The sequence below is a fragment of the Chryseobacterium sp. CBo1 genome, from assembly GCF_001693475.1.
GTDB lineage: Bacteria > Bacteroidota > Bacteroidia > Flavobacteriales > Weeksellaceae > Chryseobacterium > Chryseobacterium formosense.
The window spans coordinates 49,612-73,669 of sequence record NZ_MAUH01000045.1 but is presented as its reverse complement, the minus strand read 5'-3'; the positions used below and the strand labels follow the sequence as shown (position 1 = coordinate 73,669).

The following is a 24,058-nucleotide window of genomic DNA, read 5'->3' as shown; positions in this document are numbered from 1 at the left end:
AGTCGGGAATTGTTCCCGGCTTTTTTGTTTTTGGCTAAATAGGTTATTTTTGTCATTCAGAACGGAACGAAGTGGAGTGAAGAATCTTTAATAATATGTTGAGATTCTTCCTTCGTCAGAATGACAAAAGCAATTGAATCTTTATGCTTAAGTCAAAAGAATATTTTAACATCAATTTTGATTTCAAAAAATGTGAAAACTTTTAATTCAATATGTTAAACAACTTTTGCCAGTAATTCCCGAAATGCTTATTTTCGCAAAAGTTTTTATGAAAAAGTTAATCTTCATATCTGTTTTAAGCTTATTCAGCTGCAAAAGAAATAATCCGGTGCATCCTCCGGTTGGCGGTGTTTTGAGCCAGAATGACCTGGATGTATCTAAAAACCGCATGAGAAATCTCAATGCGATCGAAAGACAGCAGATTCAGGACTGGATCAAAGGTCAGAACGAAAAATTCTTTCCTACACAGTTGAATTACTGGACGAATGTGGAAGGTTTCGACCATAGAGAAAGAAGACCGGACGATTCGCCAATTTCGTATTCTTACGATCTTTACGATTTTGATCAGACTAAAATTTATGACAAATCCATAAGCAGGGCGGATGCAAGATTTGGACATTTTGATGAGCTCAAAGCAGTTGAGAATGCACTTCGATACATGAAAAACGGTGAAGAAGTAACGCTTCTTGTTCCATCTTCATTAGCTTACGGAACTTATGGTGACCAAAATAAAATTGATAACGATATTCCTTTAATTATAAAATTAAAAGCACTCTAAAATGAAATTCCTAAACAAAAATATAATCTTAGCAGCGGCGAGCGTTTCGCTTTTAAGCTGTACTCCAATTTATAAAAAGATGAACGTAGACAAAGAAACTTACGAAGGGCTTAAAGACGGACTTTATGCTAATATTCAGACTACAAAAGGTAACATGATTGTAAAGTTTGAAGACAAAAAATCACCGGTAACTGTGGCTAACTTTATTGGTCTTGCAGAAGGGAAAATCGATAATAAAGCGAAAGCGAAAGGAGTTCCTTTTTATGACGGAACTATTTTCCACAGAGTAATTAAAGATTTCATGATTCAGGGAGGTGATCCTCAGGGAACAGGAATGGGAGATCCGGGATATAAATTTGAAGACGAGAAAAACGATCTTAAACATACAGGAAAAGGTATTCTTTCTATGGCGAATTCAGGACCAAACACAAACGGTTCTCAGTTCTTCATCACGGAAGTGGCTACTCCTTGGTTAGACGGAAGACACACGATTTTCGGATCTGTAGTAAGCGGAACTGAAACTATTGATGCTATTGCTGCTGTTGAAAAAGGAGCTCAGGATAAACCAAAAACTGACATCGTACTTGAGAAAGTAAGCATTTTCAGCAAAGGAGACGAGTATAAAAATTACGATGCTGCAAAAACTTTCAACGAAGGAAAAGGTAAGATTGCTGCCAATAACAAAGCAATGGCTGAAAAAGCTGAAGCTGAAGCAAAAAAAGCTTTGGAAGAATTAAAAGCTGGAATGCAGGTTACAGAATCTGGTCTTTACTATAAAATCACTAAGAAGACTGACGGAAAAGCTGCAAAAGCAGGAGATAACGTTAAAGTTCATTATGCAGGTAAACTGACAAACGGAACTGAATTCGATTCTTCATTTAAAAGAAATGAGCCTCTTGAATTCCCTGTAGGAACAGGTAGAGTAATCAAAGGTTGGGACGAGGGAATCTTATTGTTAAAAGAAGGTGAAACGGCTACTTTATTGATTCCGCCAGTGATGGGTTACGGAGAAAGAGGTGCAGGAGGAGTAATTCCGCCAAACGCATGGTTAATTTTCGATGTTGAATTGGTAAAAGTACCTTAATCAACACTCATAAAATATCTTAAACCGTCTTGTGAAAGGCGGTTTTTTTATTACTTTTAAATCTTTAAACCTCACAGGTTTTCAAAACCTATGAGGTTTCATATAAATAATTAAAATTTAAAATGAAAACAAGATTCATCACAGCACTTTTTATACTGTTTTCTCTGATTTCTTTCGCGCAGACAAAAGCAAATGCAGAGGATCAGTCTATCAGAAAATCACTGGTTTATTTTGCCAATACCATTAAATACAAAAAGATTGATCAGACTGTAGACTGTTTCTATCCAAAGTTTTTTACGGTTGTCAACAAAGAACAGTTCACCCAAATGCTGAACATGACTTATAATAATCCATTTGTGAAGATTGATGTTTTGGATATGAAATTTGCTTCAGTCGGAAAACCTGAATTGGTAGACGGTGAAAATTTCTCTATCACAAGTTATTATTTAAAACTCAAAGCAGATGTAAGCTCGATGAATGAAGAAATGAAAAAATCTATTTCAGAAATGCTGACTAAAAAATATGGAAAAGGCAGCGTGGAATATCTTGCTAAAGAAGGCGCTTACGTTATCAATGCTCCGATGAAAATGGTTGCGGTTTCAAAAGACAAGAAAAACTGGAAAGTGGTTTTTGCCGATACAGAATATAAAAAACAGCTGGAAAAAGTTCTTCCGAAAAAGATTTTGGATAAATTATAATTGAAAAGCCGATTCGAGAGAGTCGGTTTTTTTATAACCTATAGGATTTGATTTTCAAAACTTTAAAATTGTATTTGATTCAAAAAACTACTTCTTTTTTCGACGCATCCAAATTAGAATTAAAATAATAACCAATAAAACAGAAATAATTACGATAAAGAAGACTCTCTGCTTCTCAATTTCTTCAGAAAGTTGTTGATTGCTCAGCTTTAAATTAGTAACATCTTTATGAGGATACCTATCTTCAAGTTCTATAATATCTGATATCGTTTCTGTGTTTTTGGTTTGCTTAGATTTATTTTCCTGACTGAGTTTTTTAAGGAGAAGATAATCATCTTGATCTAAGTTGTTTATTAATTGTGTTGCGGAGCAGTGAGTTGTATAAAAGAAGGTTGTGTCAGGATCAAAATATCCAAAAATCAAATATTTTCCTTTTTCTCTGAACATAAAATCGCAGGAGTTAAGCTGCTGTCCGAAAAAAGTAATTTCTGTACTTTTAAAATCATCTTCTAAAAATTTGTAAATCTTTTCAATCTTTACTTTTGAAAGTGAATTTTCAACATTCGAATATCCTGTCTTGTATGAAGTATTGATATCATAAACACTTCCGATGAATACAATATCTGCAGATTTAAAGGAACTTTCAATATCGGGTTCATAAGCACATTTGCATCCAAAAATATTAATTGATAATAAAAGCAAAAAATAAAAAAGAAATGTTTTCATTGAGTATGACAAATGATTATTAAATTTAAAATTATTAGCAAATATGTTGATATATTAAGCTACTTCCAAATTATTAATTACCAATCACCCATTACTAATATTTCAAAACCGAATATCATAAAATCTCTCTCCAATTCCGTATATTTGGGGAAAATTTTACAAAATGATCGAGTGGAAAACCGTAAAGGAATACGAAGATATTACTTATAAAAAATGCAACGGTGTGGCAAGAATTGCATTCAACAGACCGGAAATCCGTAATGCTTTCAGACCAAAAACAACTTCAGAATTGTATGATGCTTTTTATGATGCATCAGAAGATCCATCAATTGGTGTGGTTTTGCTTTCAGGAGAAGGGCCAAGTTCTAAAGACGGAGTTTGGGCTTTCTGTAGTGGGGGCGACCAAAAAGCAAGAGGTCAGCAAGGTTATGTAGGCGAAGATGGAAGACATCGTTTAAATATTCTGGAAGTTCAGCGTCTGATTCGTTTTATGCCGAAAGCGGTAATTGCTGTGGTTCCGGGTTGGGCTGTAGGTGGTGGTCACTCGCTTCACGTAGTTTGTGATTTGACTTTAGCAAGTAAAGAACACGCTATTTTCAAGCAGACTGATGCTGATGTTACAAGTTTTGACGGCGGTTACGGTTCAGCTTATTTGGCTAAAATGGTCGGACAGAAAAAAGCACGTGAAATTTTCTTTTTAGGAAGAAATTATTCAGCTCAGGAAGCTTTCGATATGGGAATGGTGAATGCCGTAATTCCTCACGACGAATTGGAAGACACAGCTTACGAATGGGCTCAGGAAATTTTAGCAAAATCTCCGACTTCCATCAGAATGCTGAAGTTTGCAATGAATCTTACTGACGACGGAATGGTTGGTCAGCAGGTTTTTGCGGGAGAAGCAACCCGTTTGGCATACATGACAGAAGAAGCAAAAGAGGGTAGAAATGCCTTCCTTGAAAAAAGAAAACCTGACTTTGGAAAAGATCAGTGGATTTCTTAATTATAAATAATAAGTGATAGGTAATGAGTAATTTCATTACCTATTATTTTGTTTAAATAATTATCTGATTGTCCGCAATATGCTATAATTAAATGCTGTTTGCTGTAATCATAATTATTTTTTACCACAACGTACACTAAGGTTATCCATAAAGCTCACAACTATTGTGTTCCTGGTGAAATCTTTAGTGAGCTTCGTGGTGAAATCCAAGTATGATAAATAACGGATATACAAAAATAATTATTTCAGATTTAACAAATAAAAAACTAATCTGCGTCATCTCCAAAATCTGCGAGAGCTCTAAAACAATATGAATCAAAACTTTCAAAACCCTCAGATTTTCGACCTTGAAATTCCTGATTTCAATGATCTGAAACTGACGGCTGTTTCTCCAAAATATCTCAGGATTATTTTATTAAATCTTGCATTGTTTTCGATTTTTTTAATCGGAGCTGTTGGAGTGGCTTTTTATTTCTTTTATTTAAATTTAACAAAACTACAGATTTTAACAATTGTTATCGGAATTTTCCTGATGATTTTTTTTCTGTTTTTGAATGCAATCATTGGTTTTAAATTCAGGAAATATGCTGTTCGGGAAAAAGATTTGGTCTATCAATACGGTTGGCTGAAAAGAAGCATTATCATTGTTCCTTTCAACAGGATTCAACATGTAAAAGTAGAACAGGGTTGGTTTTCAAGGATATTAAACTTAAAATCGATTGCCGTTTTTACAGCAGGAGTGAATGGTGGAGATGTTACCATCAACGGTTTACCTGAAGAGATCGCGGAAGGAATCAACAATCATATCCGTGGAACGATCTCACAAGAAAAAACAGAAGATGGAGGAGAAGCTTAATTCTTTTTTTCAGCCTCAAAGACAATCAAAAACAGGTATCGTTCTGCTTTTTCTGTATAATATCGGAATGGTAATTAAAAACCTATGGGTTTTAATCGTTCTTTTCTTTGTTAAAAAGGAAAAAGTAGAATCCTGGATGATTATTGTAGCAATCGTTGCAGCACTTTTAATTCTTATTGTTTCAGCGGTTTTACAATACTTTCATTTTAAATATTATATCGATGAAGAGAATGAGGAATTTGTGATTCATGAGGGGATTATCAATACTTCGGTAACCAAGATCAAAAAGAAAAATATTCAGGAAGTAAATATTTCACAACCTTTTATTCATCGGTTTTTTAATATTTATAAACTTGAAATTGATACACCCGGAAGTTCTGAAAAAGAGGTGAAAATTTCGGCATTGACAAAACAGAATGCAATTGACCTCAAAAAATATCTTTTAACGGAAACTACTGTTGAGTACTCTATAGAAAAAACAGATGATATTGTATTAAATGAAGAAATTAAAGACCTTCGTTCCATTAAAATTTCTACTTTCAGCATTTTAAAATATGGAATAACGGCAAATTATGTTCGGAGTTTTCTGGCAATGGTCAGTTTGCTGATTTACGGTTTTTCTGAACTTGCCAACTTACTTAAAAAGGTAGAATTTGATACTCAGCTGGATTATGATACGGTGGAAGAAAGATTTCTGGCATTTTCAATACCTGTCATTTTGGGGATTGTTTTAGTCGTTATTATTATCGGAATCATCGTGAATGCAGTTCGAACCATCATTAAATTTTTCAACTTTAAAATCACGGAAAACAATCAAAGCTTTTCTTTTGAATATGGTTTGTTTAACACAAGAAATTCAATTGTCAACAAATCGAAAGTTCAGGTCATTACCGAAACGCAAAACTGGATTCAGAAGAAGATGAAAATTTCTTATGTGAAATTCCTGCAAATCGGAAAAAATGAAGAAGAAGATGAGAAAAATGTTGCAGCCGTTCCGGGAATTAATAATGAAGAAAAATCAAAATTGATCTCAACAATCTGGAAAGAAAATCCTGTTTTTGAAAACTTTTTGAAACCGAATTTCAGATTAATTATCGTCAATACTTTTCAGTTCATTATTATTCCGCTTCTTTTGTTTCTTATTATTGAAAAAGATTTGTTGATAAACTACTGGTTTTTAGCAGTTGTGTATATTGTTTTAGTCGAAATATGTATTCTGATTTCCTTCAGAAACCTGAGATTGTTTTATAATGAAAGATTCATTAGGTTAAAATCAGGAATTTGGGACATCGATAACCGAACTTTTGAGGTCGAAAAGCTTCAGACTGTGAAAATTTCTCAGTATTTTTGGCAAAGAAAAACAAACTTGGGAAGTATCACTTTTTATACCTCTGCAGGACGGTTCAGAATAGTTGCTTTAAATTTTACAAAGCTCAAAAAACTGCTCAATTACTGCATTTATAAAATAGAAACAAATTAATATAAGTAATGAGCAATAAGTAATGAGTAATCTTCAGATTTTATATTGCCTATTGCCCATTACTCACTACTCATAAATTATGATTGATTGGATAAAAGCCGCACGGCTTAGAACGTTGCCGTTATCGTTAAGCGGAATCATCATGGGATCTTTCATCGCAAAATGGAGACTCAGAGAAGAGGGAGGAACCTGGGACTGGAAGATCTTTGCTTTGGCACTGTTGGTGACTTTGCTGTATCAGGTTTTATCAAACTATGCGAATGATTATGGAGATGGTGTGAAAGGAACTGATGCCAAAAGAATCGGTGAAGCAGAAGCAAGAGCTGTTGCGTCAGGGAAAATCACGGCAAAACAAATGAAAAATGCAGTAATTCTTTTTTCTGTTTTGTCTTTTGTAGCAACTGTTGCACTTCTGTACATCGCTTTTATCCCTGAATTTATGAATGAATTTTACATTTTCATCGGATTGGGAGTGGCAAGTATTTTGGCGGCAATCGGTTATACAGTCGGTAAAAAACCTTATGGATATATGGGGTTGGGCGACGTTTTCGTATTTATATTCTTTGGATTGGTTTCGGTTTGTGGAAGTTATTTTCTGTTTACAAAAACTTTCTCATGGGACATTCTTTTACCGGGAACGGCGATTGGAATGATGAGTATGGCAGTTTTGAATCTTAACAACATGAGAGATATTGAAAGTGACAGATTATCAGGCAAAAACAGCCTTGCATTGAGAATTGGCTTTAAGAATGCAATGATCTACGAAATGGTTTTGTTGCAGCTTCCTTTGATTTTAGTTTTGATCTTTTTAGGATTAAATAATTTCATTCAGCTTCAGAAATATTACGTGTTTATTGTAATGATTCTTTTATTCCCGGTAGCGAAACTAAGAAGAAGCATCATGTCTGTGAAAGAACCGAAACAACTTGATCCGTTTTTGAAACAGGTAGGAATCATGACTTTAATGATGGCTGTTTTAACGGCAGTAGGTCTTAATTATTTTAGCTAAATTTTCTGTTATGGAATCTAAAATATTCGTTCAGGCTCAGATGCTCATCAGAAAACCGATCAACGAAGTTTTCGAAGCGTTTATCAATCCGGAAATCACAACCAATTTCTGGTTTACAAAATCGAGCGGAAAACTCGTGGAAGGTGAAACAATCCTTTGGGAATGGGAAATGTACGATGCGAAATCTGAGGTTAAAGTTCATCAGATTATTCCCAATCAGCTTATAAAAACAACGTGGGGATTATTTTCCAACAATGTCGATTATGAGTTTAAAGAAATGGAAAAAGGAACATTAGTTATCATCAAAAGTTTTGGATATTCTGAAACAGGAGATGAACTTTTATCTGTAATTAATGACAATACGGGTGGTTTTACAACCGTTTTAGATGGCTGCAAAGCTTATTTAGAACACGGCATTAATCTGAGATTGATTGAAGATAAATTTCCATCGAAATAGTTTTCAAAACTTTGCTGAGTCAAACGCCTTTGCGAACTTAAAAACAGAATAATTTATATAAAAATCTTTGCGCTCTTTGCGTTTTAAAAAAATTAGCAATATTCAAAAATGAATTAAAAATGAAAATACAATACTTAGGACAAAACTGTTTTTTGTTCACGTACAAAGACAAAACGATTTTATGCGACCCTTTTTACAACTACAAAAAAGCAGAATCAGGTTTTGATATCACCGCTCAAAAAATAGATTACATTTTACTGACTCATGCTCACGGAGATCATATTGCCGATGTAGGAGAGGTTTTGCAACATTACCCTGAAGCTACGATTATCGGTCAGCCAGAAATCTGTGCTTACTTTAAAAATGCAAAAAATACAGACGATGTAAACCTTGGAGGTTCTGCAAAAATCGATGATTTGAAAATTTCTATGGTTCCGGCTCATCATACAAGTTCGTTTCCTGACGGAACTTATGGTGGAGTTCCTGTAGGATATATTTTCAGACTTCCTGAAGGGAGAAATTTGTATTTGGCAGGAGATACAGGAGTAATGGCAGACATGCAGTTGTTTCCTTCATTGTTTGGAAATTTAGACCTTTCGATTCTTCCGATTGGTGGTCATTATACAATGTGTGCAAGAAAAGCGGCTTTTGCAGCATCAGAATTATTGAAAACTCCGAAAGTGATCGGATGTCACTTTGATACTTTTCCTGCAATTGAAATCAATCACGAGAGTGCGGCGAAACATTTTGCTGACAAGAATGTAGAATTGGTTTTACCAAAATTGGGAGAAAGTTTCGAAATATAAATACAAAAAAAGAGATTAAGCAATTTAAATAAAATCATCTTAATCTCTTTTTTATAAAAATAAAAAATGGCAAGCTACCTAAATCACACCGCTACGACCAATTACCTTTGCTGCGTTCCCACCCTGGAGGATTCTCAGGAGCTGGTTGTTTAGGACTTGCCGTTGCAAAGATAGGAATTAATATTAAACTTCAAAACTGTAAAGCAGAAAAACAGGTGAAAAAACTGAGAATTTAAGCTAATTTGCTGAAATTTAAGTTAATAATTTTTCATCTTTTTATAAAATTTTTTAAACATGGCTAAAAGTCCGACTACCTTAGGAATTATTCTTTTTATTGCTACAATGATCATCTTTTTTGTAGTGTATTCTTTTTTCTCCGGCATTGAATATTTCGATACTACATTGAAAGTCAATGCATTCGTTTTGCCCTTAATTTATGCGGTAACTGCATTCTGGTCTGTAAAATCAAGATGGAACACCCACAAAATGGGTTTCAGAGAGGCTTTTAAAAGAGCATTTGTTCCGATGTTTATTGGTGGAATTTTATCCATCGTAAGCATATTTACTTTCTTAAATTACATTGATACCGATGCGAAAAAACTGTTAAATTACCAATATGTAACAAGACAAAAATCGGAATTGGATAAAGAATATCAGTCAGCAAAAAAGATTTTAAAACACCAAAAAGACATTGATGAACTGGAACAAAAATACAAAGAAGGGCTTGAAAGATTTGATCCTAAGGTTGTAAAAGGAAAAGATATGTTGACGGCAAGTCATTTTTCAGGATATTTTGCAGCAATCCTGATATTTTACGTAATTTTGTCTGTCTTTTTCGGAGCGTTTTTCAGAACAAAAACAATTCCGCAGGAGGAACCTAATCAAGCATAATTTTTTATTAAAATTAAATGAATTTATCTATAGTTATTCCGTTACTGAACGAGGAAGCATCTCTTGAAGAGCTTTTTTCGAGGATTGATAATACATGTAAAACCAACAACTTATCTTACGAAGTTTGGTTTGTAGACGACGGAAGCACCGATCTTTCATGGAGCATTATCGAGAACATGAAAGTTCAGCATCCACAGATTCACGGAATAAAATTTTCCAGAAATTACGGAAAATCTCAGGCTTTACATGCCGCTTTTGAAAAAACCAACGGTGATGTTGTTATTACGATGGATGCTGATCTTCAGGATTTTCCGGAGGAGATTCCTGAACTGTACAGAATGGTGATGGAAGATAATTATGATATTGTTTCGGGATGGAAAAAGAAGCGTTTTGATAATGTAATGACGAAAAACATTCCTTCAAAACTTTTCAATGCAGCAGCGAGAAAGGTTTCCGGAGTTTATCTTCATGATTTCAATTGCGGTTTAAAAGCTTACAAAAAACAGGTTGTCAAATCAATCGATGTTTACGGAGATATGCACCGTTACATTCCGGTTTTGGCCGCAAATGCAGGTTTCAGAAGAATTACTGAGAAAGAAGTCCCACACCAGGCAAGACCTTACGGAACTTCAAAATTCGGAACTGAAAGATTTGTTCGCGGATTCTTAGATTTGGTAACCCTTTGGTTTGTAAGCAGATTCGGAGGAAGACCGATGCATTTCTTCGGAGCAGTCGGAACTTTAATGTTCATCATCGGATTTCTTTCTGCACTTTGGTTAGGGGTTTCAAAACTGATCGATGTTGCAAGAGGAATTTACGGTCATTTAATAACCAATAATCCTTGGTTTTATATTGCTTTAACGATGATGTTGATGGGAACTTTGCTTTTCATCGCAGGCTTTTTAGGCGAAATGATTATCCGAACCAACAGAGAGCATAAGAATTATAATATTGACGAAGTGATTTAAGTTTATGAAATTTTATCTCATCATTTTCAGTCTATTATTAATGTCATGCTCGGAAGTGAAAGTTTCCGAACCGATAACTGCGCAATGGGAATTTATCAGTATAAATGAAGGTGACAGAAACAAAGTTGATGATAAAATGCTGAATAATATTAATAAAGAATATGGTACCGGAATCATAGAATTCAAACAAGATTTATCTTTTTCTTCCGTCGGGAGTAAAAATAATAGTGAAGGTACTTATACTTTGAAAAACAACACTTTAATCATGCAGTATTCTAATCTGCCTGAACCCATAAAGTTTAATTATTCTGTTATTGAAAACAAATATTTGCTTCTGAAGAATATTGATGGTAAAAAGCTAACCTGGCTTTACAAAAAAAGTAAATAATGAAAAAAGTAGTTTTAGGATTAAGTTTACTGGCTATATTTTCCTGCGGAAAGATTTCTCCCAAAGGAAATTTAGATAAAAAAGAAATCGATGTTGAAGAATTTGTCAACCTTGATCTGGATGGAAAGTTTCGTGTATTTTATGCAAAAGGCCCTAAAAATTTTGTGGAAGTAGAAACGTATCCCAACATTGCAGACAATCTGGATATTGATGTGGATGATAAAACCCTTTCAATCAAAGAAAACAGAAAAACAAAAGGGGTAGATTTTTATAATATTACGATCTATTCAAAATATAATCTGGAGAAAGTTTCAATTTCAGATTCTGTGGAAATGAATATTTCTAGTGAAATTAAAACTGATAATTTTAGATTAAATTTAAAAAATTACGCTACTTTTATGGGTTCGATCAACACAAGAAGGGCAGAAGTTGACATGAAAAACAGAAGCCGCGCTAATTTTTTGGGTGAAACTAAAGATGCGGTCATCAAGATTTCAGATACCGCTAGTTTGATTGCTCCCTATTGGAAGATTGTTAATCTGAATTTAGATTCTCAAAACGGAAATTATGCAGAAGTCAATGTAAAAGATTCATTAAAAGGAAACGTGAAAAATACTGCGAAGTTTGTATATTATAATGATCCGATCAGAGCTTTTAAGGTAGACAAAACAACGAAGGTAGAAAACAAGAAATTAAATTAGGCGGGAAGTTTGAAGCTGGATGATGGAAGTTTTATGAGTCTAAAATTTCAAAACAAATCATTAATACAAATGAAATGAGTTTTAAATTTGAAAAGTTAATTATATGGCAAAAGTCTATGGATTTTGGAGAAAGTATTTATAAACTTACTTTAAAATTTCCAAAAGATGAATCTTTTAATTTAACTTCTCAGATTAGAAGAGCTTCTGATTCTATTGCACTAAATATTTCCGAAGGAAGTATTTTACAATCTAAATTAGAGTTTAGAAAATTTTTAGGATTTTCAATCCGCTCATTAGCCGAAGTAGTAACATGTCTTTATAAATCAAAGAATAGAAACTATATTTTAGAAGAAGAATTTAATAAACTATATAATGAAAGTTATAATTTAATGAATCAGATTATAGCTTTTAGAAATAAAATAAAAGAATAAAAAGCTGGAAGCTTGAAACGGGATGATGGAAGACCTCCAACTTCCTACTTCTAACTTCCGACCAAAAAAAACATACAAATATGACAACATTAGAAAAAGCGAAACTTTGGTTAGGCGACTCATTTGATCAGGAAACAAAAGATGCTGTTCAAACATTAATCGACAGCAATTCTCCTGATTTAGAAGATTCTTTTTACAGAGAATTGGAGTTCGGAACAGGAGGAATGAGAGGAATTATGGGTGTTGGAACCAATCGTTTAAATAAATATACGTTAGGTCAAGCAACACAGGGACTTGCGAATTATATGTTACAGCAGTTCCAAGGTGAAGAAACCGAAGGTTCGGCGAAGTCAGGGACGAGCCAAATCAGTGTTGCGATTGCTTATGACGTGAGAAATAATTCTAAAGAATTCGGAAAATTGGTGGCAGATGTTTTAACAGCAAACGGAATTAAAGTTTTGCTGTTCAAAAACCATAGACCGACTCCTGAATTGTCTTTCACGGTTCGTGACAGAAAATGTAATGGAGGAATTGTATTGACGGCTTCTCACAATCCGCCTGAATACAACGGTTATAAAGTTTATTGGAATGACGGAGCACAAATTGTTCCGCCACATGATGAAGCAATCATTAAAGAGGTATATTCTACAAAATTTGAAGATATTAAATTTGATGGAAATGATGATCTAATCGAATGGATCGGAGAGGAGCAGGATGATGTTTACATCAATGCCTGTATCGAAAATTCAACTTATCAGGATGTTGGAAAAGGAAATTTGAATATTGTTTTCACATCAATCCACGGAACAACCTATACAACTGTACCGAAAGCTTTGGAAAAAGCTGGTTTCAAGAAAATAGATTTGGTAAAAGAACAGATGATTCCGAGCGGAAATTTCCCGACCGTAGATTCTCCGAATCCGGAAGAACCTGCAGCTCTTGAAATGGCAATGGATTTAGCCAAAATCACCAATGCAGATATTGTTATCGGAACTGATCCTGATGGAGACAGACTCGGAATTGCGGTTAGAAATCTTGAAGGCGAAATTCAGTTATTGAATGGAAATCAATGTAATACCATTTTGACGTATTATATTTTAGACCAGTGGAAAAAACAAGGCAAAATTACAGGAAAAGAATTCATCGGTTCTACGATTGTAACTTCAGATATTTTCTTTGATATTGCTGAAAAATTCGGGGTTGACTGTAAAGTCGGATTAACAGGTTTCAAATGGATCGGAAAAATGATTCGTGATTTTGAAGGTCAGGAAAAATTCATTTGCGGTGGTGAAGAAAGTTTCGGGTTTATGACCGGAGATTTCGTTCGTGATAAAGATTCTTGCGGAAGTATCATTTTAGCTTGTGAAATTGCAGCTTGGTGCAAAGCAAACGGAAAAACGATGTACGAATATCTGATCGAGATTTATCAGGAAACCGGAATGTATTACGAAGGTTTGATCAATATCGTTAAAAAAGGTAGAGACGGTGCTGAGGAAATTCAGAATATGATGAAGAATTTCCGTGAAAATCCGCCAAAATCATTGGCTGGTTCTTTAGTGGAAGAAGTGAAAGATTTTAAAGAGCAAACCAATTTCGTAGTTTCTGAAAACGAAAAACATGTGATGGATGACATTCCAAAATCTAATGTTTTGATTTATTACACTCAGGACGGAACAAAAGTTTGTGTAAGACCTTCGGGAACAGAACCAAAAATTAAATTCTACGTTTCTGTAAAAGATGTATTAGAATCAAAAGCAGATTTTAAAGATAAATTAAAAGCTTTGGAAGCAAAAATTGAAGAAGTAAGAAAAGATCTTCAGTTGAATTAAAATAAGGTTGCCGAAATTAGATTTAGATAATATTAAATTATAGCAAATGCCTTGTGTTCTTTGCTGAGTGAAATCGAAGATTCAACGTAGTCAAACGCCTTTGCGAGCTTAAAAACAGCTAGTTGTTAAAAAAAACTTTGCGAACTTTGCGTTAAAATCAGGCATTATAATTATCTAAACCTTAATTCCTGCAACCTAAAAACCTAAATATATTAAAAGTAAATAAAAGTGAAAGTTTCAAAATTAGCAGCGAACCTTATTGGTTCTGAAATTGTAAAAATTGGTAATGAAGTAAATGATTTAAAAGCGAAAGGAGCAGAAATTGCGAATCTTACGATTGGGGATTTAAATTCTAATTTGTATCCGATTCCTGCAGAATTAAAAGAAGAAATTCAGAAAGCGTATCAGAATAATTTGACCAATTATCCGCCTGCAAACGGATTATTGTCGTTGAGAAATGAAGTTTCCAAAGATTTAAAATCAAGATGGAATTTAGACTATTCAGCGAATGATATTCTGATTACAGCAGGTTCGAGACCTTTGATTTACGCGGTTTACAAAACTATCGTTGATGAAGGCGATAAGGTAATTTATCCTACACCTTCTTGGAACAACAATCATTACGCATATCTTACTTCTGCAGATGCAATAGAAGTAAAAACCACTCCTGAAAACAATTTCTTACCCACTGCTGCAGAATTGAAACCACACTTAAATGGTGCAGTTCTTTTAGCGCTTTGTTCACCACTGAATCCTACTGGGACGATGTTTACGGAAGATCAGTTAAGAGAAATCTGTGAAATGATTTTGGAGGAAAACAGCAAAAGAGGAGCAGACGAAAAGCCATTGTATTTGATGTACGATCAGATTTATTCTAATCTTACTTTTGGTGCAAAACATGTCGATCCGGTGTCTCTTTTCCCTGAAATGAGAGAATTTACAATTTATATCGAAGGTATCTCTAAATGTCTTGCCGCAACAGGAGTACGTGTAGGATGGGGATTTGGTCCTTCTCAGGTAATCGATAAAATGAAAGCTTTATTGACTCACGTTGGAGCCTGGGCGCCAAAACCGGAGCAGGAAGCTACTGCAAAATATTTCCAGAATGCAGATAATGTGAATTCATTTATCCATGATTTTAAAGGTAAATTAGAAGAAAGCTTAAAGGTTCTTCACAACGGAATTCAGGATTTAAAAACCAAAGGTTTAGCGGTAGAAAGTATTGAGCCGATGGGAGCTTTATATCTTACCATTAAATTAGATTATATCGGAAAAACAAAACCTGACGGAGCAGTTATTGAAAATTCTTCAGATCTTGTTTTCTATTTAATTAATGAGGCAGGAGTTGCATTAGTACCATTCTCGGCTTTCGGAGAAGAGAAAACTGAGCCTTGGTTCAGAGCTTCTGTAGGAGGTTTGGCAATTGATGAAATTGAAGTAATGATGCCGAAATTAGAGAATGCATTAAAAAATTTGAAATAATCTAAAATATTTTTTTAAATTTATACCACAAGTTGATTCTTATTTTAAGAATCAACTTTTTTATTATAAACACTTAATATTGAGCACAAATGGATCATGAAAAAAATGAATCCGACCAAAACGAGTTGGATAAAAATCAATCACAGCAAAACAATAATTCGCCTTCTGATGATTTTTCGGAGCAGCAAAATTTAGAATCTGAAAATCTAAGTTCTGAAAATTCTTCAAATGAAATTAGAGAGAAGCCTGTAGAAAAACAACCTGAACAAACTTTACCTGTTACCGAAAAAAAGAAAAGAAATCCCTATAAAATTGCATTCTTCAGTCTTGGCGGAATTATATTGTTGGGTGGAGCTTCTTACTTTGGATATAATTATTATAAAAATCACCAGGTTGAACCGATTGCCGAAAACGTCTGTTTAGATACCGATACCAAAATTTATGATGCCTATAAAGATGCGGTTGTGATGGTAAAACATCGATACGGATTTTTTGCCAAAATTAAAGGAAAAGAAGTTCAGCTGAATCTTCCTGATGTTTCTGAAGAAACGCTTTTCGGGACTGCATTTTTTGTTGATAAAAAAGGAAATATGATTTCCAACAGTCATGTTCTCCAACCCTGGAATTCTCCTGAAAATATTGATAAGCTTAATACAGATGCTTCAAATATCCGCAGAAAAATTGCTTCCATTCTTACAACTGATATTTCGGAAGATGGGTACGAAACTTTTATCACATCAAACTGGGGAAATGCATCTTCTGAATATGATGAAGAAGGAGAAAGTGATTATCATGATGGTGAAGGCGAAGCAGACCAAGGAGAAGAATTTGTAACATCAGATCAACCAACAGTAGACTCAACCGCAGAAGCCGTTGATATTGCTGCTTCAATCCCTCATAAAGACTATATCTCTGAAGAATATATTGAAGTGTACATGAAGACGATTGATATTTCTGTCGCTCTGCATAACTCTGCCGAAGAATGGTTGCCATGCACGATCGAAAAAATTTCTGAAGATGTATCGGTCGACTTAGGTGTTTTACAATTGACTACCAAAGAAACACCAAATACGGTTGTAAATATTATAAATCTTGAACATGCTGTAACTGATGACCAGACTTTGCGTCCGGGTGAAAAAGCAGTGATGATCGGTTATCCTTTAGGCGAAGATTTAGCGCAAACTATTTCAGGAATTAAAGTTCAGCTGTATGACGGGCAAATCAGTAAAGAATCAGACGGAACAAAAATTCAATACAGCGTAACATCAACGCATGGAGCAAGCGGTTCTCCGATATTTAACAATTGCGGACAGTTAATAGCCGTTAATTTCAGCGGACTTGAAAAAGTACAGGGCTACAATTTCGGGATTATTGCTAAACAGATCAATTCTGTTTATCCGTTTTTAGCTGCAGAAGTAAAAGTCGATCATATTAATTAAACACAATTCACTATGAAAAAAATAATCAGTCTTATGGCAACGCTGGCTTTCAGTATTGCATTTGCACAAATTCCCACTCTGGAAGTGGAGAACCAGAAAAAACATCCTGTTATTCTTCAGGAAGCTAAAATTGACACCAAAATTTTAGGTAATCTTGCCACAACGACAGCAACATACACTTTTTATAATCCCAGCAGCAGAATTCTCGAAGGCAATCTTACTTTTCCTCTTCCTGAAGGCGTTTCAGTGAGTGGCTATGCTTTAGACATCAACGGAAAACTGAGAAATGCAGTTCCTGTTCCCAAAGAAAGAGCCAAAGAAGTTTTTGAAAGCATCGAAAGAAGAAATGTTGATCCCGGAATTATCGAAAAAGTAGAAGGAAATAATTTCAGAACGAGAATTTATCCGTTACCTGAAAAAGGAACACGAACGATTCAGATTATCTATCATCAGGAATTGAAGAACTTCGCTTCTGATTATCAATATTTTTTAAGCTTTGCGAATGCAACCACAATTCCAAAATTTAATCTGAAGGTCTGGATCAGCGAAACGGCAACCATGCCAAAGATTTTAGAAAATCCGGATGGAAGTTTTGCTTTTCAGAAACAGGGAAATCAATGGATTGCAGAAATCAACAAAACAGATTTTACACCAAATGAAAGTTTAAAAGTGACGATTCCTAAAAATCAAAATTCATCAAATGTTGTTTTGCAAAAAGCTTCAGGCGATAAATTTTATTTTGCAGCCAATGTAGGATTAGATTTTCCTGTAAAAGAGAAACCAAAATCTCAGAAAATTGCAATTATCTGGGATAATTCTTACAGTGGTTCGAAGAGAAACCGTGATAAAGAATTACAGTTTTTAGATGCTTATTTTGCAGACAATAAAAATGTTTCCGTTTCTTTTTCTTTGTTAAATAATACTTTCGAAAAAATTGAAGAATTCAGTATTTCTCAGGGAAACTGGAGTGAACTGAAAAATAGAATTTTAAATGTAAAATATGACGGCGGAACAGATTTCGGCGCATTAAAAGAAGTCAGTGGAGTAGAAGAATATCTTTTATTTTCTGATGGAATTTCCAATTTCGGAGATTTAACGATGAAGTTTAAGAAGCCTTTAAACAGTATTTCAAGTACACCAACTTCTGATTTTAATCTGCTTAAATTATTGGCGAACCAGTCAGGCGGAAATTTTATTAATTTAAATGAACTGGAAACACAATCTGCTTTAAAAACATACAAAAGATTACCCGTTCGTTTTTTAGGATTTAAAGAAAATCCGAATATGCAGGAATTGTTTCCAAATATTGGTTCGGTCATCAGTGAACCAATTAATATTTTTGGAATTACAACAGGTAATGTCGGAAATTTGACGGCAATTTTCTCAGTTGGAAATGAAAAATTTGAAGTTCCGGTTGATTTTTCAAAACCTCAACAGTTGGAAAATTGGCAGGTTGCTCGGTTTTGGGCTCAGAGAAAAATCAATGAGCTGGAATTAAATTCCACACAAAACCGTCAGGAAATTAAAAACATCAGTGAACAATTTGGTGTTGTCAGTAAAAACACAAGTTTAATTGTTCTGGATGATATTAATGATTATGTACGCTACAAAATTACACCGCCGCAGGAATTATTGGCTGATTATCAGAAAATCGTTTCTCAAAATAAAGGCCGAGTTTTAGAACAAAGAAAAAATCTGTTATCCAAAGCATTTGATAAAACCAGAGAATTAAAAACTTGGTGGAATACCGAATTTAAACCTGTAGAAAAAAAGGAATATCCAAGAGTTTCTAATCAATCTGTTGTTGATGCAACGCCACCTCCGGCTCCTTTAGAGATGCGAATTTCTTCTGAAGGTGATCAAGCAATAGAAATTCTAAGCTCTGCGAAATTGGCAGAATCTGAAGTTAAGCCAAAAGGAAAAATCACTTTAGTCGATGTAGAAAGCACTGCAGAATACATGAAAGATTTCCAGAATTTGCAGTCGGCAGATGTCATCTATCAGAAATATTTAGAAAACCGTTCAAAACATGAAAAACAGGTTTCTTATTATTTTGATATTTCTAAATTGCTTTTCAAAAAAGGAAACAAAGAATTATCTTTAAAAGTTTTGAGTACTTTAGCTGAGTTGGATCTTGAAAACGAAGAATTGTATAAAACGATTTATTATCTTTTAAAACAGAGAGGTCATTACGATAAAGAATTGTGGATCACTCAGAAAATTCTTGAATGGCGGCCTTTCGATACACAAAGTCACAGAGATTACGCTTTGGCTTTGGTTGATAACAAAAGACCTCAGGAAGCTTTAAATATTTATAAATCTCTGCTGTATCAGGAGTTCACAGATGAAATTTCTGTGCGTGACAACGGAATTGAGGAAATTCTGATTATGGAAATCAACAATATTTTAAAACAAAATAAAAACGTTGAGGCAAGCAAAATCGATGACCGTCTGAAAGCAGATTTGCCTGTAGATATTCGTGTGGTGATTAATTGGAATAAAGACAACACCGACATCGATCTTTGGGTAACAGATCCGAAAGGTGAGGACTGCTCTTATCAGCACAAGTCCACTGCAATCGGCGGAAGAATCAGCAATGATTTTACACAAGGATTCGGTCCGGAACAGTTTTTACTGAAAAAAGCCATTAAAGGAAAATATAAAATCAAAACCAACTTTTTTGGTGAAAGACAGAATATTCTTTCGGGACCAACGACAATTATGGCAGAGGTGTATCTGTATTATTCTGATGGAAGACAGGAAAGGAAAATTGCTGTTTTCCAGAGTCAGAAAGAAAATAAACAGGAAGATGACAGCAAAATTCTGATAGGAGAATTTGAGTTTTAAGAAAAATCACATAAATTGCCGAAGGTTTGTACTTCGGCAATTTATATTTCTGTTCATATTTTCGAATAGATTTTTTTGGGCAGCTTTACCGCCTTCCACTCCCGCTTTTTTGCTTGCACTTCGTTCCTGCAAAAAGAGCTCCGTTCAAGTCGGGCTGCGTGAGATTCACTGTTGAAGAACTACAATTAATTATAAATAAGAAAAATTAAATAATGAAAATCATTGCTGTTATTCCTGCACGTTATGAAGCCAGCCGTTTTCCCGCAAAACTGATGCAGGTTTTAGGTAAAAAAACAGTTATTACAACAACCTACCAAAATGTTGTGGAAACCGGTCTTTTCGATGAAGTTTTTGTCGCAACAGATTCTGAGATTATCTTTAATGAAATTCAAAATCATGGCGGAAAAGCAGTAATGACCGGTCAACATGAAACCGGAAGCGACCGGATTGCAGAAGCGGTACAAAATATAGACTGTGATATTGTCATCAATGTTCAGGGTGATGAACCGTTCTTAAAATTAGAACCTTTACAGCAGCTGATTGAAGTTTTTAGAGCCGATGATAATCAGGAAATTTCCTTAGTTTCTTTAAAAATAAAACTTCACGAAAAAGAGGAAATTGAAAACCCGAATAATGTAAAAGTAATTACCGATAACAATGGTTTTGCTTTGTATTTCAGCCGTTCGGTAATTCCTTTTCACCGAGAAGTTTCTTATGATATTGATTATTTTAAACACATCGGAGTTTATGCTTTCAGAAAACATGCTCTGCTTCAATTTTCAAAATTGGAAATGAAACCTTTGGAGATTTCAGAAAAGATAGAATGCATCCGTTACCTGGAATACGGAATGAAAATTAAATTAATTGAAACCAATTTCATCGGAGTAGGAATTGATACACCTGAAGATTTGGAGAAAGCGAGAAAGCTATTGTAAAGAGCCAAGACAAAAGTAAAAAGGTAAAAGGTTTGTGATTTAAAAATACATTACAAAATTGTGATATTTTGTTACACTGTTAAACTGCTACATTGCTACATTTTCCAAGAAAGGCTTATATTTGAATTTATAAATTGATTTAATGAAGAAATTACTTATCGTTTTCGTTCTGATTATTTCGCAATTGTCTTTTGCTCAGACTGCTAAAGAAATTATCGACAAAAACATAGAATTATCGGGAGGATTAACCAATTGGAAGCTTTTGAATTCAGTATTACTTCAGGGAAAAGTAATTTTGGGAATTAAAGACGAATATCCGATCAAAATATATCAGCAAAGGCCAAATTTAACCAAAACCGTAATCACAATGGGTGGAAAAGATACTGCTATTGAAGGTTATGACGGTACAAAAGGCTATGCGATGAATTATGCAACCAATAAGCTTCAGGTTTATCCGGAATATATACCAGAAAGTTTTGATAATGATTTTATTGATTGGGAAAATAAAGGTTTTGAAGCCAAATATTTAGGGAAAGAAAAAGTAGGAGAGATCTACTGTCACAAAGTAGAGCTGACTAAAAATGTAAATAAAAATTACTACTATTTCGACACAAAATCGTTCATGCTTTTGAAGGAAATGAAAAAAGATGAAACTTTAACATATTCAAATTACAAAAAGGTAGGAAATTTGATGATGCCTTTCAGATTAGAATCTTCGAGCGCCAAAAAAGACGGCGATTACGTAATGCTTCTGAATAAAGTGGAAATCAACAAAGTATTTCCGGCAAACAGTTTTAAATTTTAATTAATAAAAAATTTCTTATGAAAAAGATTTTCATAGTGCTGATTTCATTGGGTGCATTTTTTAACAGCTGTGCACAGAAAAAAAATGAAGTTCCTAAAGTAAAAACAAACAAAGTTATGTCAAAATCAATATACGATTATAAAGTGGATGCCCTTGAAGAAGGTAAAACCATCAATTTTGCAGATTATAAAGGCAAGAAAATTCTTATAGTAAACACGGCTTCAGAATGCGGATTTACACCACAATATGCAGATTTGGAAAAGCTTTCGAATGAATATAAAGACAAGCTTGTTGTAGTAGGTTTTCCTGCAAACAATTTTGGAGGTCAGGAACCAGGAACCAATGTTGAAATCGGAGCATTCTGCCAGAAAAATTACGGGGTTACTTTTCCTTTAGCATCTAAAGTTTCTGTAAAAGGAGAAGATACGGCTCCAATTTTTAAATACCTTTCAGAAAAAAGTCTGAATGGTGTGAAAGACACCGAAATTCAGTGGAACTTTACAAAGTTTTTATTAGATGAAAATGGTAAATTGATTGACAGTTTTGTAAGTAAAGTGAAACCTACTGACGAAGAGATTACCAAGTATTTGAAATAATTTTTAAAGTGGATTTTTGATCCGCTTTTTTATTGTATTAATGCTTTACAAGAATCTTTTCTGTTGCTTTTTTGCTTAGAATTTCAGTCTTTCCTGAAATTTCTATCGTAACAGATTTATCAAAATCTTCAATCTTGACAATCTTGATTTTAGTATTTAAAAGAAGATTTCTTTCGGTAAGATAATTCAGGAAAGCATCGTCGGATAAAGTAACAGAAGCAAAAACTACCGTTTCACCAACTTTACAGTTGCTCAGTTTCTGTAAATCCTGAGATATGATATTTCCATCTTTATCGGGAATTGGTTCGCCATGAGGATCGAATTTCGGATAGTCTAAAATTTCATCCATTTTATCGAAAAAAACCTGTGAATGAACATGTTCAAGCTGTTCGGCGATTTCATGTACATTTTCCCAGCCGAAATTCATTTTCTTAACCAGAAACATTTCAGTAAGACGGTGCTTTCTTACCACCAAAGCAGCTTCACGTCTGCCTTTTTCTGTAACTCTCAGCGGTTTGTAAGTTTCATAAATTACCCAGCTTTTATCTGCGAATTTCTTCATCATGTTATTAACGCTCGGCATTTTCACATTGAGAAATTTGCTCAGTTCGTTAATCGTTACTTTTCCTTCATGGTCAACTACATGAAACAAAGCTTTCAGATAATTTTCTTCTGTTAATGTTGTTTTCAAAATGTTAGACGATTTTCATTACAAATCTAACAAAATATTTTTTAAAGATGGGTCTTGTTCGTTTAAGTTTTTTTAATTTTACTTTATGAAATTTTCCTTTAAAAACGATTATTCAGAAGGGTGTCATCCGCAGATTTTAGAATCTCTTCTTAGAAATAATCTTGATCAGCAGGCTGGTTATGGCGATGATGAATATTCTCAGAAAGCTAAAAGTTTAATTAAAAATAAAATTGAAAATCCTGATTCTGAAATTTATTTTGTTTCAGGCGGAACACAGGCAAACCTGATTGTCATTTCTTCGATTTTAAGACCTTATCAATGTGTAATTTCTGCAGCTACCGGACATATTTTAAATAATGAAACCGGAGCAATTGAAGCAACCGGACATAAAATTTTAAGCATAGAAAAAGAAGATGGAAAACTAAATCCGTCAGACATTATTCCTGTTTTGGAAAGTCACAAAAATATTCCGCATCAGGTAATGCCAAAGCTGGTTTATATTTCAAACTCGACCGAATTGGGGACGATTTATACTAAGAAAGAACTGGAAAATCTTTCAAGATTCTGCAAAGAAAATAATCTGTATCTCTTTATGGACGGGGCAAGATTAGGCCACGCTTTAACCTCTGAAATTAGTGATTTAACCTTAAAAGACATTGCCGAATTAACTGATGTTTTTTATTTGGGTGGAACTAAAAACGGAGCTTTATTGGGAGAAGCAATTGTTATTAATAATAAAGATTTGCAGCAGGATTTTGCGTTTAATATCAAACAGAAAGGAGCATTGCTGGCAAAAGGCAGACTTTTGGGAATTCAGTTTTTAGAGCTGATGCAGAATGATCTTTATTTTAATTTAGCTAAAAATGCCAATCAACAGGCGATGAAGATTAAAAATGCTTTGTCTGAAAGGGGAGTACAGTTTCTTTCCGATACGTATACCAATCAGATTTTCCCGATTTTAACGTATAGAATGATTGAAGTTTTATCTGAAAAATTTGAATTTTATGTCTGGAAAAAAGTAGATGAAAATTTATCGGCAATTCGCTTAATTACTTCATGGAATACACAAAATAAAGCTGTTGAAGAGTTTATCGAAACTTTTACAAGTGAATTATAAATAAAAATGCAGCTTCAGAAGCTGCATTTTAAGTATTATTTAAA

The 24,058-nt window shown here is 34.0% G+C and carries 24 protein-coding genes and 1 other RNA gene; 22 read left to right on the top strand and 3 right to left on the bottom strand.

Annotation, left to right across the window (positions count from 1 at the left end; translation table 11 throughout):
- Positions 1-268 precede the first annotated feature (268 nt).
- From BA768_RS17010 to BA768_RS17000, 3 genes are all read left to right on the top strand, one after another.
- Positions 269-778 carry an FKBP-type peptidyl-prolyl cis-trans isomerase gene (locus BA768_RS17010; RefSeq protein ID WP_065721820.1) on the top strand — a complete coding sequence of 170 codons (510 nt, stop codon included), beginning with the start codon at positions 269-271 and terminating at the stop codon, positions 776-778.
- A 79-nt stretch (positions 779-857) separates the two neighbouring features.
- Positions 858-1,862 (top strand): peptidylprolyl isomerase, encoded by a 1,005-nt coding sequence (locus tag BA768_RS17005; RefSeq protein WP_123947141.1) that lies wholly within the window; start codon positions 858-860, stop codon positions 1,860-1,862.
- Positions 1,863-1,984: 122 nt separating this feature from the next.
- Positions 1,985-2,560, top strand: coding sequence for a hypothetical protein (locus BA768_RS17000; protein ID WP_065721734.1), 576 nt, complete (start codon positions 1,985-1,987; stop codon positions 2,558-2,560).
- Between the two features lie 87 nt (positions 2,561-2,647).
- Here the strand turns inward: BA768_RS17000 and BA768_RS16995 are convergent, their stop codons facing one another.
- Complete coding sequence (locus tag BA768_RS16995; protein ID WP_065721733.1) at positions 2,648-3,286, bottom strand: hypothetical protein; 639 nt, start codon at positions 3,284-3,286, stop codon at positions 2,648-2,650.
- Positions 3,287-3,449: 163 nt separating this feature from the next.
- Here BA768_RS16995 and BA768_RS16990 point away from each other — a divergent pair, with 163 nt between their 5' ends.
- From BA768_RS16990 to BA768_RS16965, 6 genes are all read left to right on the top strand, one after another.
- Positions 3,450-4,286 carry a 1,4-dihydroxy-2-naphthoyl-CoA synthase gene (locus BA768_RS16990; RefSeq protein ID WP_034676149.1) on the top strand — a complete coding sequence of 279 codons (837 nt, stop codon included), beginning with the start codon at positions 3,450-3,452 and terminating at the stop codon, positions 4,284-4,286.
- Positions 4,287-4,596: 310 nt separating this feature from the next.
- A complete protein-coding gene (locus BA768_RS16985; protein WP_065721732.1) occupies positions 4,597-5,142 on the top strand; it encodes a PH domain-containing protein in 546 nt (181 codons plus the stop codon).
- Positions 5,126-6,622, top strand: coding sequence for a PH domain-containing protein (locus BA768_RS16980; RefSeq protein ID WP_065721731.1), 1,497 nt, complete (start codon positions 5,126-5,128; stop codon positions 6,620-6,622). The genes BA768_RS16985 and BA768_RS16980 overlap by 17 nt, the downstream gene beginning before the upstream one ends.
- 79 nt (positions 6,623-6,701) lie before the next feature.
- Positions 6,702-7,631, top strand: a complete 930-nt coding sequence (gene menA, locus BA768_RS16975) for a 1,4-dihydroxy-2-naphthoate octaprenyltransferase (RefSeq protein ID WP_065721730.1) — start codon at positions 6,702-6,704, stop codon at positions 7,629-7,631.
- A gap of 10 nt (positions 7,632-7,641) precedes the next feature.
- Positions 7,642-8,088: an SRPBCC family protein gene (locus BA768_RS16970; protein WP_065721729.1), complete on the top strand. Its 447-nt coding sequence runs from the start codon at positions 7,642-7,644 to the stop codon at positions 8,086-8,088.
- A 119-nt stretch (positions 8,089-8,207) separates the two neighbouring features.
- Complete coding sequence (locus tag BA768_RS16965) at positions 8,208-8,894, top strand: metal-dependent hydrolase (protein ID WP_034676158.1); 687 nt, start codon at positions 8,208-8,210, stop codon at positions 8,892-8,894.
- 64 nt (positions 8,895-8,958) lie between these two features.
- Here the strand turns inward: BA768_RS16965 and ffs are convergent.
- Positions 8,959-9,056: signal recognition particle sRNA small type (gene ffs, locus BA768_RS16960), an RNA gene on the bottom strand.
- A gap of 132 nt (positions 9,057-9,188) precedes the next feature.
- Between ffs and BA768_RS16955 the strand changes: the two genes are divergently transcribed.
- From BA768_RS16955 to BA768_RS16900, 12 genes are all read left to right on the top strand, one after another.
- On the top strand, positions 9,189-9,785 hold the full coding sequence (locus BA768_RS16955) for a DUF4199 domain-containing protein (protein WP_065721728.1): 597 nt from the start codon (positions 9,189-9,191) through the stop codon (positions 9,783-9,785).
- A gap of 17 nt (positions 9,786-9,802) precedes the next feature.
- A complete protein-coding gene (locus BA768_RS16950; RefSeq protein ID WP_065721727.1) occupies positions 9,803-10,753 on the top strand; it encodes a glycosyltransferase family 2 protein in 951 nt (316 codons plus the stop codon).
- A 4-nt stretch (positions 10,754-10,757) separates the two neighbouring features.
- On the top strand, positions 10,758-11,141 hold the full coding sequence (locus BA768_RS16945) for a hypothetical protein (protein ID WP_123947139.1): 384 nt from the start codon (positions 10,758-10,760) through the stop codon (positions 11,139-11,141).
- A complete protein-coding gene (locus tag BA768_RS16940) occupies positions 11,141-11,842 on the top strand; it encodes a GIN domain-containing protein (RefSeq protein WP_034676167.1) in 702 nt (233 codons plus the stop codon). The genes BA768_RS16945 and BA768_RS16940 overlap by 1 nt, the downstream gene beginning before the upstream one ends.
- A 74-nt stretch (positions 11,843-11,916) precedes the next feature.
- Complete coding sequence (locus BA768_RS16935) at positions 11,917-12,273, top strand: four helix bundle protein (RefSeq protein WP_065721726.1); 357 nt, start codon at positions 11,917-11,919, stop codon at positions 12,271-12,273.
- A gap of 80 nt (positions 12,274-12,353) precedes the next feature.
- Positions 12,354-14,102 carry a phospho-sugar mutase gene (locus BA768_RS16930; protein ID WP_065721725.1) on the top strand — a complete coding sequence of 583 codons (1,749 nt, stop codon included), beginning with the start codon at positions 12,354-12,356 and terminating at the stop codon, positions 14,100-14,102.
- A 228-nt stretch (positions 14,103-14,330) separates the two neighbouring features.
- A complete protein-coding gene (locus tag BA768_RS16925) occupies positions 14,331-15,584 on the top strand; it encodes a pyridoxal phosphate-dependent aminotransferase (RefSeq protein WP_065721724.1) in 1,254 nt (417 codons plus the stop codon).
- Between the two features lie 89 nt (positions 15,585-15,673).
- Positions 15,674-17,023, top strand: a complete 1,350-nt coding sequence (locus tag BA768_RS16920) for a trypsin-like peptidase domain-containing protein (protein WP_065721723.1) — start codon at positions 15,674-15,676, stop codon at positions 17,021-17,023.
- 12 nt (positions 17,024-17,035) lie between these two features.
- On the top strand, positions 17,036-19,870 hold the full coding sequence (locus BA768_RS16915; protein ID WP_065721722.1) for a VIT domain-containing protein: 2,835 nt from the start codon (positions 17,036-17,038) through the stop codon (positions 19,868-19,870).
- Positions 19,871-20,082: 212 nt separating this feature from the next.
- Entirely contained in the window at positions 20,083-20,805 is a 723-nt protein-coding gene (gene kdsB, locus BA768_RS16910) for a 3-deoxy-manno-octulosonate cytidylyltransferase (RefSeq protein WP_065721721.1), read from the top strand.
- A 142-nt stretch (positions 20,806-20,947) separates the two neighbouring features.
- The gene (locus BA768_RS16905; protein ID WP_065721720.1) at positions 20,948-21,610 is read left to right on the top strand and encodes a histidine kinase; all 663 of its coding nucleotides are present in this window, start codon (positions 20,948-20,950) and stop codon (positions 21,608-21,610) included.
- 17 nt (positions 21,611-21,627) lie between these two features.
- Complete coding sequence (locus tag BA768_RS16900; protein WP_065721719.1) at positions 21,628-22,206, top strand: glutathione peroxidase; 579 nt, start codon at positions 21,628-21,630, stop codon at positions 22,204-22,206.
- 37 nt (positions 22,207-22,243) lie between these two features.
- On the opposite strand, the gene BA768_RS16895 is transcribed toward BA768_RS16900, so the two are convergent.
- Entirely contained in the window at positions 22,244-22,897 is a 654-nt protein-coding gene (locus BA768_RS16895; RefSeq protein ID WP_065721718.1) for a metal-dependent transcriptional regulator, read from the bottom strand.
- Between the two features lie 85 nt (positions 22,898-22,982).
- On the opposite strand from BA768_RS16895, the gene BA768_RS16890 reads away from it, so the two are divergent.
- Entirely contained in the window at positions 22,983-24,014 is a 1,032-nt protein-coding gene (locus BA768_RS16890) for a threonine aldolase family protein (protein WP_065721717.1), read from the top strand.
- Positions 24,015-24,058: the final 44 nt, after the last annotated feature.

Coding starts and splice junctions, on each gene's coding strand:
- BA768_RS17010 (WP_065721820.1), top strand. CDS start 269: ATGAAAAAGTTAATCTTCATATCTGTTTTAAGCTTATTCAGCTGCAAA.
- BA768_RS16945 (WP_123947139.1), top strand. CDS start 10,758: ATGAAATTTTATCTCATCATTTTCAGTCTATTATTAATGTCATGCTCG.
- BA768_RS16995 (WP_065721733.1), bottom strand. CDS start 3,286: ATGAAAACATTTCTTTTTTATTTTTTGCTTTTATTATCAATTAATATT.
- BA768_RS16940 (WP_034676167.1), top strand. CDS start 11,141: ATGAAAAAAGTAGTTTTAGGATTAAGTTTACTGGCTATATTTTCCTGC.
- menA (WP_065721730.1), top strand. CDS start 6,702: ATGATTGATTGGATAAAAGCCGCACGGCTTAGAACGTTGCCGTTATCG.
- BA768_RS16930 (WP_065721725.1), top strand. CDS start 12,354: ATGACAACATTAGAAAAAGCGAAACTTTGGTTAGGCGACTCATTTGAT.
- BA768_RS16965 (WP_034676158.1), top strand. CDS start 8,208: ATGAAAATACAATACTTAGGACAAAACTGTTTTTTGTTCACGTACAAA.
- BA768_RS16915 (WP_065721722.1), top strand. CDS start 17,036: ATGAAAAAAATAATCAGTCTTATGGCAACGCTGGCTTTCAGTATTGCA.
- BA768_RS16985 (WP_065721732.1), top strand. CDS start 4,597: ATGAATCAAAACTTTCAAAACCCTCAGATTTTCGACCTTGAAATTCCT.
- BA768_RS17005 (WP_123947141.1), top strand. CDS start 858: ATGAACGTAGACAAAGAAACTTACGAAGGGCTTAAAGACGGACTTTAT.
- BA768_RS16920 (WP_065721723.1), top strand. CDS start 15,674: ATGGATCATGAAAAAAATGAATCCGACCAAAACGAGTTGGATAAAAAT.
- BA768_RS16970 (WP_065721729.1), top strand. CDS start 7,642: ATGGAATCTAAAATATTCGTTCAGGCTCAGATGCTCATCAGAAAACCG.
- BA768_RS16950 (WP_065721727.1), top strand. CDS start 9,803: ATGAATTTATCTATAGTTATTCCGTTACTGAACGAGGAAGCATCTCTT.
- BA768_RS16955 (WP_065721728.1), top strand. CDS start 9,189: ATGGCTAAAAGTCCGACTACCTTAGGAATTATTCTTTTTATTGCTACA.
- BA768_RS17000 (WP_065721734.1), top strand. CDS start 1,985: ATGAAAACAAGATTCATCACAGCACTTTTTATACTGTTTTCTCTGATT.
- BA768_RS16990 (WP_034676149.1), top strand. CDS start 3,450: ATGATCGAGTGGAAAACCGTAAAGGAATACGAAGATATTACTTATAAA.
- BA768_RS16935 (WP_065721726.1), top strand. CDS start 11,917: ATGAGTTTTAAATTTGAAAAGTTAATTATATGGCAAAAGTCTATGGAT.
- BA768_RS16900 (WP_065721719.1), top strand. CDS start 21,628: ATGAAAAAGATTTTCATAGTGCTGATTTCATTGGGTGCATTTTTTAAC.
- BA768_RS16980 (WP_065721731.1), top strand. CDS start 5,126: ATGGAGGAGAAGCTTAATTCTTTTTTTCAGCCTCAAAGACAATCAAAA.
- kdsB (WP_065721721.1), top strand. CDS start 20,083: ATGAAAATCATTGCTGTTATTCCTGCACGTTATGAAGCCAGCCGTTTT.
- BA768_RS16905 (WP_065721720.1), top strand. CDS start 20,948: ATGAAGAAATTACTTATCGTTTTCGTTCTGATTATTTCGCAATTGTCT.
- BA768_RS16890 (WP_065721717.1), top strand. CDS start 22,983: ATGAAATTTTCCTTTAAAAACGATTATTCAGAAGGGTGTCATCCGCAG.